Below are 12,736 nucleotides of genomic sequence, written 5' to 3' on the forward strand. Positions count from 1 at the left end.
AGCGGCCGGCTCGGCACCGTCGAGCCACGAGGCATCGGCTGGCAGGATCAGGGTGGCGACCTGACCCGGCGGTCGGCTGGCCGCGGCCATGGCGTCGGCCGCATCGGTGGCGACCTGGGTCGGACCGGTCGACGTGCGCACCCAACCCGACACGTTGCGGGCGACGGTCTCGATGTCAGAGTCGAGCGGAGCGTCGTACTGCTTGTGATACGTGGCGTGATCGCCGACGATGTTGACGATCGGGGTGTGAGCTCGCCGGGCGTTGTGCAGGTTTGCCAGCCCGTTGCCCAAGCCCGAACCGAGGTGCAGCAGGGTGGCGGCCGGGCGATCGGCCATCCGGCCATAGCCATCGGCGGCTCCGGTGACGACACCCTCGAAGAGGGCGAGTACTCCCCGCATCTCGGGCACATCGTCGAGGGCGGCGACGAAGTGCATCTCAGACGTCCCCGGGTTGGCGAAGCAGACGTCGACCCCGGAGTCGACGAGCGTCCGGATCAGGGCCTGCGCACCGTTCATACCGCCAACCTAGAGCAGCGAGACCAGGGTTGCTGGCGCGTAACGACGACCGTCGGTGAGTGCGGGGGCACCTCCAGACGCTCAGCGGCGACGGCGGCGAGGACCAACGGTCGTCGCTAGGTGGAGCCCACCGGTTCGCGGTCGAGGATCGGCCGTCAGGGGTGGATGGGAACCGGTCCCGGGCTCGGGACGGAGAGCCATCCCTCCGCCGCGCTGCTGCTCATCGCCGTGAGCCCGCCGAAGACGTGGAACCGCCGACCGGTCACGGCACCCGGGCCGGGATAGGGGTCGATCTGCACGATGCGCGGCTTCGGGTCGCCCGGCCACGGCGCGATCGGCAGCCGCAGCGCCCGGATGATCTCGTCGCGTCCCTGCAGCTCGCGGGCGGTGCCCTTGACGACGACGCTCCAGGCGTCACCCGTGGCCGTGTCGAAGCCGTCGACCTCGAAGGCCACCGGCTGGTTCACGCAGGCGTCGAGCTTGGACCCCTGCGCCGTCCGGAAGACGACGGACTCGCGGCTGACGACGTGGTTGACCGGGAAGATGTCCTGTCGGCCGTCGACCGAGACCCCGAGACGTCCCACGGCTGCGCCGCGCAGGAACGACCAGCACTCCGTGGCGGAGAGCGTCACCGCGGCGTTCGGGATGTTGACCTGGGCCGGTTCCGACGCCAGGCCGGAGGTGGGCCCGACCGCGCTGTGGCTGACGCTGCCGTGGTCGACGACCAGGACGTCGCACTGTCCTGCGTCGAGCAGGGCCCGGGTGACCGAGCCGGAGACCAGGCCGGCCAGACGGCCTTCGCCGCGGGTGGCGACGACGAGCAGGTCGTCGGACTCGACGCGGTCGAGGACGGCAGCGACGGGGTCGGCCACCGTGACGACGGTGCGGTGCGGCAACCACGCGGGGACGCCGACCGCGGCCACCAGGGTGGCGACCCAGTCCTGCTCGCTCGCAAACTCGGCGGCGTCCTGCATCGACAGCGCGTGGACGATCAGGAGGGGGACGTGCCGCTCGGCCGCCTCCCGGGCGGCGGCGGCCACGACGTGGTGGGCGCTCTCGTTGCGACTGACCGCGGCGACGACCGTGGGTGGGCGCGTCCCGGCTCTCAGCGACTCGCCGACCCGGGCGTGCGGCAGCAGCAGGGGGCAGGCGAAGGCCCGGGCCAGGGCCTCGCTCATCGACCCGAGGGACAGGGCCACCTGACCGCCGGCCCCGTAGGAGCCCAGGACCAGCAGGCCGGCCTGCCTCGTGAGCTGCTCGACGCGCGCGTCGTGGATGTCCGTCGCCAGGACCACCTCGGTGTCGATGCCCGGGTCGGCACTCAGCGCCTGCATCCGGGCCGTCTCGCCCACGTAGCGAGCGTGCTCCACGGCGGCGTCACGGCTCTCCGTCGCGGTCTCGGGTGGTCGTTCGATGACCAGCAGCTTCAGCGGGGTGCCACGTCGCTGGGCGGCCGCGGCCGCGACGATGACGGCCTGGGCACCCGGCCAGGACCCGTCACAGCCGACCACCACGGGTCCGCCCGGCCCATCCACGTGCGTTGACTCGCTCATCAGAGAACTCCTGCCGCGTTGTTCGGTCCTGCCATCGTGACGGCGCGACGGCCGAACGTCTCGGGTCAAAGGTCCCTGCCTCTTGCCCGCCACCGGTCCCACCTCCCGACGCCGGGACGAAGGTCTCTGTCCCCACGGCATACGACCGGGAAGCGTTGGGGTCTGGCAGATACAGACGTGCCCCATTCTCGTTGAGGAGACATCTCGTGACCACGTTGACCCAGAGCGTACGAACCCCGCTGGTGATGAGCCTGCATGACGGCGACCGCACCATGGTGGACCTGCTGGGTGGGAAGGGGGCGAACCTGGCGGAGATGACGCGGCTCGGACTCCCGGTGCCGCACGGTTTCGTCATCACCACCGAGGCGTGCCGCACCTACCTGGTCGACGGCAAGGAACCGGCCGAGCTCCAGGTGCTCGTCCTCGAGCGGCTGCACGAGCTCGTGATCGAGGCCGGGCGGGGCTTCGGCGACGTCGCCGACCCCCTGCTGGTCTCGGTCCGCTCCGGCGCCCGGTTCTCGATGCCCGGCATGATGGAGACGATCCTCAACGTCGGCCTGACCGACGCCACCCTGCCCGGTCTCGCCGACCGGGGTGGCGAGCGCTTCGCGTGGGACTGCTACCGCCGCCTCACGCAGATGTATGGCCGCACCGTCCTCGGCGTCGGTGCCGACTTCTTCGAGGACGCCCTGGCGCGCGCCCGCGAGGCACGGGGCGTCGCGGACGACAGCGGTCTCGACGCGGACACGTTGCGCGAGCTGACGGCGGAGTTCCGCCGCATCTGCGTCGAGCAGGGCGGTGAGGACCTGCCGCAGGACCCGCACGAGCAGCTGGTGCGATCGATCCGGTCGGTCTTCGAGTCGTGGAACGGTGACCGTGCGCGGCTCTACCGCCTGCACGAGGGGATCAGCGACGACCTCGGCACGGCCGTGAACATCATCGAGATGGTCTTCGGCAACACCGGTCCCGACAGCGGCAGCGGTGTCTGCTTCACCCGCAACCCGGCCACCGGTGCGCCCGGTGCCTACGGTGACTACCTGCCGAACGCCCAGGGTGAGGACGTCGTCAACGGCAGCCGTGTCACGCTCTCCCTCGACGACCTCGACCGCCTGCAGCCGGCTGTCCACGCCGAGCTGCTGCGGCACCTGGAGACGCTGGAGCGCCACTACACCGACGTGTGCGACGTCGAGTTCACCGTCGAGGACGCCCACCTGTGGATCCTGCAGACCCGAGTCGGCAAACGCAGCCCGGCCGCCGCCTTCCGGATCGCGGTCGACCTCGCGGACGCCGGCACCATCGACATGGACGAGGCCCTCGTGCGCGTCGACGGCGGTCAGCTGCAGAGCCTGCTGCACCCCCAGTTCGCCCCCGGCGGCACGAGCGACGTCGTCGCGACCGGTCTGGCCGCCAGCCCCGGCGCCGCTGTCGGTGAGCTCGTCTTCAGCTCGGGCGCCGCGGTCATCGTCGCCGCGCAGGGCCGCAAGGTCGTGCTCGCGCGACCCGAGACCAGTCCTGACGACCTGGCGGGCATGCTGGTCGCCGAGGCGGTCATCACCTCACGCGGTGGGTTGACCTCGCACGCCGCCGTCGTCGCGCGGGGGCTGGGTCGCGCATGCGTGACCGGGCTCCGCGACCTGGAGATCGACGTCCGGGAGCATCGAATCGTGTTGCAGGACGGCGCGATCCTCGCCGAGGGCGACGTCGTCTCGGTTGACGGGAGCACGGGAGAGGTATGCCGCGGACGCCGCGACGTGCGGCCCAGCCCGGTCGCAGCCGCGCTGCAGGCGACGACCGTCCTCGAGGCGCCCGCCACGGAGGACCCCACGGCTGCGGCCGTTGTCCGCCTGCTAGTGCATGCCGACTTGCGGCGCCACCTGGGGGTGCGCGCCAACGCGGAGACCCTCGCCGACGCCAAGGCGGCCAAGGGCTTCGGAGCCCAGGGCATCGGTCTCGCCCGCACCGAGCACATGCTGCTGGGCGACCGGCGCGTGCTCGTCGAGAAGGTGGTGACCGACAGCGGCCGCACCGAGGCCCTGGCCAAGATCGAGGAGCTGACCCGGCACGACTTCCTCGAGATCCTCGAGGAGATGGACGGGCTCCCGGTCGTCGTCCGCCTGCTCGACCCACCGCTGCACGAGTTCCTGCCCGACCTGGTCGACCTGTCGACCCGGGTCGCGGTCATCGAGGAGCGCGGCCAGCACGACGCCGGTCTCGAGCACCTGCTCGCGGTGGTCCGCCGGTGGCACGAGGTCAACCCCATGCTCGGGCTGCGTGGCGTGCGGCTGCTCGCGGTCGTCCCCGAGCTGCTCGACGCCCAGGTGCGCGCACTCGGCGACGCCTACGCCGAGCTGCTCGTGCGGGGGCGCAACCCGCAGCTGGAGATCATGATCCCCCTCGTCAGCGACGAGAAGGAGCTGAAGCAGGCCCGCGCGCGGATCGAGTCGGCGCTCGCCGAGGTCTCCGCCCGACGCGGCCTGGACCTCACGGTGCCGATCGGCGTCATGATCGAGCTGCCGAGGGCGGCCCTCACCTCGGGCGACCTCGCCCGCAGCGCCGAGTTCTTCTCCTTCGGCACCAACGACCTCACCCAGACCACCTGGGGGATCTCCCGCGACGATGCCGAGACCAGCTTCCTCGGGCTCTACCGCCAGCAGGGTCTGCTGTCGTTCGACCCCTTCGACACCCTCGACGAGCGCGGGGTCGGCCGGCTGATGCACATCTCCTGCGAGGAGGGTCGGGCGGCTCGTCCCGCCCTCGGCCTCGGCCTGTGCGGTGAGCACGGTGGCGACCCGGCCTCGGTGCGATTCTGCGCCGACCTCGGACTCGACTACGTCTCCTGCTCACCGCCGCGCGTGCCGGTGGCGCGGCTGGAGGCCGGCCGGGCAGCCGTCCTGTCCGAGCGCGTCGACGCGGGGTCGGACACCCGCTGACCGCGTGACCTGATGTCGTGCGACCCACGTGCGACCCGGTTGTATCCACCTGGAGCTGCACCATGAAGATCGAGTACGTCCACGCCTCGCACTACGGCAACGGAGCCATGGTCGCCGAAGAGTTCAAGCGGCAGATGGCCACCAACGGCGTCGTGGTCGACGTCCATCACATCACGCGACTGAGTCCGGACAAGCTGCCGCCGGCCGACCTCTACCTGTTCAGCTCTCCCGGGCGGATGGGCAAGCCGATCGGCGGCGCACGTCGCTTCCTCAAGGACGTGGTGCTGGCCGCCGGCACCAGGTACGCCATCCTCACGACCGAGGTGAGGCCACGGACGGATCGGAAGACCGGGAAGATGCTGACCGAGCAGGAGCTGGGCAGGTACCAGCGCGTCCGGCCCATCATGAACGAGATCCTCGAGAGCAAGGGACTCGTGAGGATCGCGGAGGACAAGGTCTACGTCACCGCACCGAAGGGACCGCTCGAGGAGGACTGGGAGAATAAGGTCGAGGCCTTCGTGCGCCGGATCCCCATCGCCGCCTGACCTCGCGGTCTCGCTCCGGAAGAAGGCGCGCGCGGTGTCGCGCGCGCCTCCTCCGGGGTCACTGGGCGCTGATGTCCTCCATCGCGGTGGCCAGGAGCTGGTCGGCAAGGTGCCGCAGGGCCCGTGCGACGGCGACCTCGTCCCCGATCTCGGGCACCGAGACGTCTCCGGGGCTGCGGTGGCTCTCGCCGCGCGCAGTGAGGTGACTCGGGGCATCAGTGAGGAGAACGACATTGGCGCTGGTGTCGTCCCCTGACTCGAAGATGGACACGCGCACGTGCCACTCGCGGACGTGGCGGCCTGCGGGCGCCTCGACCCTCGCAGCGACGGGCGAACTGGCCGTGTGTACGACGTCGGGCCCGATGCGCAGGACCGCCCCGGGTCCCGGATAGAGAAGCCCGGTATGCCCGTCGGCCCACCGCACGAGGTAGGGCGGCTCCCCGTCGTCCCCCCTGACCTCCAGCACCTCGCCGTCCCGCGTGGGCTCGTCGACGTGGCCGGCCGCGAGGATGAGGCGGTCTCCCTGGCGTGCTTTCATCGTCATGCTCCTTCTGGTGGGGTGTCCGACATCGACCGGGTTTGTCATGCAGCACATCACCGCGGCGGTCCGTGCCGATAGGGGCGAACGTCCCGTCTGCGGCAGACCGGCCTCCGGCCCGGGCACCACCGCACCCGGGACGTTGGGCCCTACTCGGGCGCCCTGGGCTCGGGAAGGCTACGGACTGAAGCTCTTTCGTGCACCCCGGCACGCGAGGGCTCCCCGATGGGAGCACCCGTGGACGACCGCCGCGACCTCACGCCGCCGGCCCCCCTCGGACTGGGTCGGCTGGGCGCCGGCCCCGTCCGCCTGAGCCGACCGGTCTACGTCGACCTGATGCCACCCTGCAACGCGGGCTGCCCGGCGGGCGAGAACATCCAGGCCTGGCTCGGCCTCGTCAAGGCCGGCGACCACGAGGCCGCCTGGCGGGCGCTGACCGCCGACAACCCCTTCCCCGCCATCCACGGCCGGGTCTGCTATCACCCGTGCGAGACGGTCTGCAACCGCGCCGAGCTCGACGGAGCCGTCTCCATCCACGCGGTGGAGCGTTCGCTGGGGGACCGCGCGATCAGTGAGGGGTGGGCGTTCACCCCACCGCCGAGTCCCACGGGCCGGCGGGTGCTCGTCGTCGGGGCGGGCCCGAGCGGTCTCTCCGCGGCCTACCACCTCACCCGTCTCGGGCACGAGGTCGTCGTGCGCGACAACGCCCCCGAGGCCGGCGGCATGATGCGGTACGGCATCCCGGGCTACCGGCTTCCGCGTGACGTCCTCGATGCCGAGATCCGCCGGATCGCCGCGCTGGGCGTGACCTTCGAGCAGAACCACCGCGTGACCGACCTGCAGGCCGAGATGGAGCAGGGCGGCTTCGACGCGGTCTTCGTCGCGGTCGGCGCGCACCTGTCCAAGCGGGTGGAGATCCCCAACGCCGACGCCGCCCGCATCCTCGACGCCGTGACGTTCCTGCACGCGGTCGCCGCGGGCGAGCAGGCCCCGCTGAGTGGGCGGGTCGCGGTCTATGGCGGCGGTAACACGGCGATGGACGCGGCCCGCGTCGCGCGTCGGTTGGGCGCCGACGACACGGTGATCGTCTATCGCCGGACGCGCGACCAGATGCCGGCCCACGAGGAGGAGGCCGTCGACGCCGAGGACGAGGGCATCCGGATCAACTGGCTGCGCACGATCAGCTCGATGGGCGAGCACGACCTCACGGTCGAGGTGCAGGAGCTCGACGCGAGCGGCCGTCCCCACGGGACAGGGCAGTTCGAGACGCTGGCCGCGGACACCGTCATCCTGGCCCTCGGCCAGGAGAGCGACACCGGCTTCCTGCGCACCGTGCCGGGTGTCGAGCTGGTCAACGACACCGTGCAGGTCTCGCTCACGTCCCTGATGACCGGCGCGCCCGGCGTCTTCGCCGGCGGCGACGCGGTGCCGAGCGAGCGCACCGTGACCGTCGGTGTCGGGCACGGCAGGAAGGCGGCACGCAGCATCGACGCCTACCTCCGCACGGTGCCCTTCGTCGTCGGCCCGAAGCACGACCTGGCGTCGTTCCAGAAGCTCAACCTCTGGTACTTCGGGGAACACGCCCGACGGCAGCAGTCCGAGCTCGACCCGGCCGCGCGCGTGGCCGCCTTCGACGAGGTGCTCGCCGGGCTCACTGCGGAGGAGACCCAGTTCGAGGCGGAACGCTGTCTCTCCTGCGGCAACTGCTTCGAGTGCGACGGCTGCCTCGGCTCCTGTCCGGAGGACTCGGTGATCAAGCTCGGGGTCGGGAAGCGCTACGAGTTCGACTACGACACGTGCACGGGGTGTGGCACGTGCGCGCGCCAGTGTCCCGTGTCCGCCATCGCGATGGTCCCGGAGGCCTGACATGCGCGTCACCATCGACGGCAACGAGGCTGCGGCCGACGTCGCCTACCGGCTCAACGAGCTCTGTGCCATCTATCCCATCACCCCGTCCTCGACGATGGCCGAGCTCGCCGACGAGTGGGCGAGCCACGGTCGGAAGAACGTCTACGGCACCGTGCCGACCATCGTCGAGATGCAGAGCGAGGGTGGCGCCGCCGGCACGCTGCACGGCGCGCTGCAGGGGGGAGCGCTGAGCACGACGTTCACCGCGTCGCAGGGTCTGCTGCTGATGATCCCCAACATGTACAAGATCGCCGGCGAGCTGACCTCGACGGTCTTCCACGTGGCCGCGAGATCGATTGCGACACAGGGGCTCTCGATCTTCGGTGACCACTCCGACGTGATGGCGGTGCGCCAGACCGGCTTCGCGCTGCTGTCGTCCGCCTCCGTGCAGGAGGCCCACGACCTGGCGCTCGTGGCCCAGCTGGCGACCCTGGAGTCCAGGGTGCCGTTCCTGCACTTCTTCGACGGGTTCCGGACCTCGCACGAGATCAACACCGTGGAGCTCATCGACGACGCGGTCCTCCACGAGCTGGTCCCCGAGTCGCTCGTCCGCGCCCACCGGGCCCGGGCCCTGACCCCCGAACGGCCCTTCATCCGCGGCACGGCCCAGAACCCCGACGTCTACTTCCAGGCCCGCGAGACGGTCAACCCCTACTACGCGCGCCTACCAGCCGTCGTGCAGGACGCGATGGACCAGGTCGCGGCGCACACCGGCCGCGCCTACCGACTGATGGAGTACGTCGGCCACCCGGAGGCCGAGCGGGTCATCGTCATCATGGGCTCGGGCGCCCAGACGGCCCGCGAGACCGTGGCCCACCTCGTGCGGGGTGGCCAGCAGGGCGGCGAGCGGGTCGGCGTGCTGCAGGTCCGCCTCTACCGGCCCTTCCCTGCGGCGGAGCTCATCGCCGCACTGCCGTCGTCGGTCCGTCACATCGCGGTCCTCGACCGCACCAAGGAGCCGGGCTCCAACGGCGAGCCGCTCTTCCTCGACGTCATCGCGGCCCTCGCGGAGGCCCACGGCTCGGGCACCCTCGAGACGATGCCGCGGGTCATCGGTGGCCGATATGGCCTGTCCTCGAAGGAGTTCACGCCCGGCATGGTCGCGGGGGTCTTCGCCGAGCTGGCCGCTCCGGCCCCGCGGCCCCGCTTCACCATCGGGATCATCGACGACGTCGGCGGGCTGAGCCTGCCGTGGGACGCCAGCCTCGACATCGAGGAGCCGACGACGCTGCGGGCGGTCTTCTTCGGCATCGGCTCGGACGGGACGGTCGGCGCGAACAAGAACACCATCAAGATCCTCGGGGCCGATCCCGCCGTCCACGCGCAGGCCTACTTCGTCTACGACTCGAAGAAGTCCGGGGGAGTCACGGTCTCGCACCTCCGGTTCGGTCCCACCCCGATCCGGGCGCCCTATCTCGTCACCGAGGCCGGGTTCGTGGGCTGCCACCAGATCCGTCTCCTCGACACCGTGGACGTCCTCGGGTGCGCCGCGGTGGGCGGCCGGCTGCTCCTCAACGCACCCCACCCGCCGGAGCAGGTCTGGGACGCACTCCCCGGACCGGTCCAGCAGCAGATCATCGACAAGCGCCTGACCCTGTATGCCGTGGACGCGGACACCGTGGCCCGCGAGGCCGGGTTGCCCGGACGCACCAACACCGTTCTCCAGACCTGCTTCTTCGCGATCTCCGGCGTGCTGCCGCGCGACGACGCGATCGCCCGGGTCAAGGAGGCGATCCAGAAGAGCTACGGACGGCGCGGCGCCGAGGTCGTCCGCCGCAACGACGCTGCCGTGGACGCCGCCCTCGCCGCACTGCACGAGATCCCCGTGCCGGCGACGGCGCCGTCGGGCCACCCGCTGCCTCCGATCGTCCCGGCTGACGCGCCCGAGTTCGTCCGCACCGTCACGGCGGCGATGATGTCCGGCCACGGCGATGCCCTGCCGGTGAGCGCCCTACCGGTGGACGGCACCTACCCGAGCGGCACCACGGCCTACGAGAAGAGGCGGATCAGCGACGTCGTCGCGCAGTGGGACCCCGACTCGTGCATCCAGTGCGGCAACTGCAGCTTCGTCTGCCCGCACAGCGTGATCCGCTCGAAGTACTACGACGGCGACGCCCTCGACGGCGCGCCCGCGGGCTTCCCGTCGATGCCGCTCGACGCCGCGGGGCTGCCGGGTGCGCGCTACACCCTGCAGGTCTACGTCGAGGACTGCACCGGCTGCGGCCTCTGCGTCGAGGCGTGTCCCGTGGGCCCCAGCCTGGTGAGTGCGGCCGGCCTGAGCCCGGCCGGCCTGAACGCGGCGGCAGGTCCGGTCACCGATCCACCGCGGAAGGCGATCAACCTCGTGCCCGCCGATCCCCTGATCGAGCCGGGCCGTCGCGACATCGCGTTCTTCGAGAGCCTGCCGGTCAACGACCGGGCGCGCGTCGACTTCGGGACCGTGCGCGGAGCGCAGTTCCTGCTGCCGCTGTTCGAGTTCTCCGGGGCCTGCGCCGGCTGCGGGGAGACGCCCTACCTCAAGCTGCTCACCCAGCTGTTCGGCGAGCGGCTCACGGTCGCCAACGCCACCGGGTGCTCCTCGATCTACGGCGGCAACCTGCCGACGACGCCGTGGACCACGAACGCGGACGGGCGGGGTCCAGCCTGGTCCAACTCGCTCTTCGAGGACAACGCCGAGTTCGGCCTCGGCCTGCGGCTCGCGGCCGACCTGCACACCCGGCTCGCGCGGGAGCGTCTCGAGCAGCTGCGGGACGGCGTGGGCTCGGAGCTCGTCGACGCGATCCTCGACGCGCCGCAGGTGCGGGAGTTCGAGATCGCCGCGCAGCGCGACCGGCTCCTGGTGCTGGCCGACCGGCTCAGGGGCCTCGATGGCCCGGCCGCGGAGGATCTGCGGAGCGTGTCCGATCACCTCCTGCGCCGCAGCGTGTGGATCGTCGGTGGTGACGGGTGGGCCTACGACATCGGGTCGGGCGGGCTCGACCACGTCCTCGCCAGCGGCCGCGACGTCAACGTCCTCGTCCTCGACACCGAGGTCTACTCCAACACCGGGGGACAGTCCTCCAAGTCCACCCCGCTCGCCGCGGTGGCGAAGTTCGCGACGTCGGGCAAGGCGGTCGCGAAGAAGGACATCGCCCTCCAGGCCATCGCCTACGGCAGCGTCTACGTCGCCCGGGTGGCGATGGGCGCGGACCCGCAGCAGACGCTCACGGCGTTCCGCGAGGCGGAGGCCCACGAGGGCCCGTCGCTGATCATCGCCTACAGCCACTGCATCGCCCACGGCATCGAGATGAAGGACGGGCTCGACCAGCAGTACCGCGCCGTCGCCAGCGGGCACTGGCCGCTGGTGCGCTACGACCCCACAGTCCGCGCCCGGGGCGGCAACCCGTTCATGCTCGACTCGCCGCGACCGCGAATCCCCCTGGAGGACTACATCTACCGCGAGCTGCGCTACCGGATGCTCCGCACCTCGAACCCGGCGGAGGCCGAGCGCCTCCTCGTCCTCGCCCAGGAGGCCGTCGACCAGCGGTGGGCCGTCTACGAGGAGATGGCCACGCGGGGGGCCGCCCACTTCACCGCCGACGCCCGGCGGGACGCCTGATGGACCTCTCCACGCGCTATCTCGGTCTGCCACTGCGCAATCCCCTTGTCGCGTCTGCCTCCCCGATGTCGAGCTCGGTCGATCGGGTCCGGCGACTGGCCGACGCCGGTATCGGCGCGGTCGTGCTGCACTCCCTCTTCGAGGAGCAGCTGCGCCAGGAGGACCTGCGCGACCTCCTGCTCCACGAGGCCCACGAGGGGTCCTTCGGCGAGGCGCTGTCCTACTTCCCGTCGCTGCCGACGGAGGCACCCGGGGGAGCCCGCCGCTACCTCGACCTCATCGAGCGGGCGGTCAGCCTCGTCGACGTGCCCGTGATCGCCAGTCTCAACGCCGGCGCCACAGGGGGCTGGGTGGACTTCGCCCGCTGGATCGAGGAGGCCGGGGCGGCGGCCCTGGAGCTCAACATCTTCGCGTTGCCCGGCGATCCGCACACCAGCGGCCGGGAGGTCGAGGACCGTCACGTCGAGATCCTCCAGCAGGTGCGGGCCGTCGTGTCGCTGCCGATCGCGGTCAAGCTGAGCCCCCACTTCAGCTCGGTGGGAGAGATGGCGCTACGGCTCGACGCGGCCGGCGCCAACGGGCTCGTGCTCTTCAACCGCTTCCTGCAGCCCGACATCGACCTGAGGTCGATGCGGGTGGAGCCGGGGTTCGGCCTGTCCTCGCCGGACGAGGCCCGGCTGCCGCGGACCTGGATCGCCCTCCTGCGACGGCACCTGTCGCTCTCGCTGGCCGCGACCACGGGGGTGGACCAGGCCGAGGACGTCGTCACATACCTGCTCGCCGGCGCCGACGTCGTGATGACGGCCTCCGCCCTGCTGCGGCACGGCGCCGACCACGTCGGCGTCCTCCTCGACGGTCTCGGGACCTGGCTCGAGTCCGGTGGCCACCACGGCGTCGCCGAGGCCCGTGGGGTGTTGGCGGTGCCCCTCGAGGTCGACCGGACGGCATACGAACGGGCGGGCTATGTGGTGGCCCTGGAGCACGGGCGCGCGAAGTACGCCGACGTGGTCGCGCCGTAGCGAGTGCGGTGGTCCACGGTGCCGAGGCACCGCGGACCACCGCACCGGCAGCTCACGCAGAGGTCAGACGGGCTGCGTCTCGGACAGCTTGGCCAGCTCGGCGTCGAGGTAGGTCTGGTGCCGCTCGGC

Annotated in this window: 8 protein-coding genes; 5 read left to right on the forward strand and 3 right to left on the reverse strand. The window is 71.5% G+C overall.

Annotated features, from left to right (window positions below):
• A partial coding sequence (locus Q0R63_RS20980; protein WP_295701806.1) for a thiamine pyrophosphate-binding protein occupies positions 1–516 on the reverse strand: 516 nt, incomplete at its 3' end.
• A gap of 155 nt (positions 517–671) precedes the next feature.
• Positions 672–2,069: a pyridoxamine 5'-phosphate oxidase family protein gene (locus Q0R63_RS20985; RefSeq protein ID WP_295701808.1), complete on the reverse strand. Its 1,398-nt coding sequence runs from the start codon at positions 2,067–2,069 to the stop codon at positions 672–674.
• A gap of 206 nt (positions 2,070–2,275) precedes the next feature.
• Between Q0R63_RS20985 and ppdK the strand changes: the two genes are divergently transcribed.
• Positions 2,276–4,999, forward strand: a complete 2,724-nt coding sequence (gene ppdK / locus Q0R63_RS20990; protein ID WP_366521187.1) for a pyruvate, phosphate dikinase — start codon at positions 2,276–2,278, stop codon at positions 4,997–4,999.
• Positions 5,000–5,061: 62 nt separating this feature from the next.
• On the forward strand, positions 5,062–5,544 hold the full coding sequence (locus Q0R63_RS20995; protein WP_295701810.1) for a hypothetical protein: 483 nt from the start codon (positions 5,062–5,064) through the stop codon (positions 5,542–5,544).
• Positions 5,545–5,602: 58 nt separating this feature from the next.
• Here the strand turns inward: Q0R63_RS20995 and Q0R63_RS21000 are convergent, their stop codons facing one another.
• On the reverse strand, positions 5,603–6,082 hold the full coding sequence (locus tag Q0R63_RS21000) for a dsRBD fold-containing protein (protein ID WP_295701812.1): 480 nt from the start codon (positions 6,080–6,082) through the stop codon (positions 5,603–5,605).
• Positions 6,083–6,307: 225 nt separating this feature from the next.
• Here Q0R63_RS21000 and Q0R63_RS21005 point away from each other — a divergent pair, with 225 nt between their 5' ends.
• From Q0R63_RS21005 to Q0R63_RS21015, 3 genes are read left to right on the forward strand one after another with little or no spacing between them, the layout of a single operon-like run.
• Positions 6,308–7,948, forward strand: coding sequence for an NAD(P)-binding protein (locus Q0R63_RS21005; protein ID WP_295701814.1), 1,641 nt, complete (start codon positions 6,308–6,310; stop codon positions 7,946–7,948).
• A 1-nt stretch (position 7,949) separates the two neighbouring features.
• Positions 7,950–11,588, forward strand: a complete 3,639-nt coding sequence (gene nifJ / locus Q0R63_RS21010) for a pyruvate:ferredoxin (flavodoxin) oxidoreductase (RefSeq protein ID WP_295701815.1) — start codon at positions 7,950–7,952, stop codon at positions 11,586–11,588.
• A complete protein-coding gene (locus tag Q0R63_RS21015; protein ID WP_295701817.1) occupies positions 11,588–12,607 on the forward strand; it encodes a dihydroorotate dehydrogenase-like protein in 1,020 nt (339 codons plus the stop codon). Before nifJ ends, Q0R63_RS21015 begins: the two co-directional genes overlap by 1 nt.
• Positions 12,608–12,736 lie beyond the last annotated feature (129 nt).

Source organism: Lapillicoccus sp. (genome assembly GCF_025353065.1).
Lineage (GTDB): Bacteria > Actinomycetota > Actinomycetes > Actinomycetales > Dermatophilaceae > Lapillicoccus.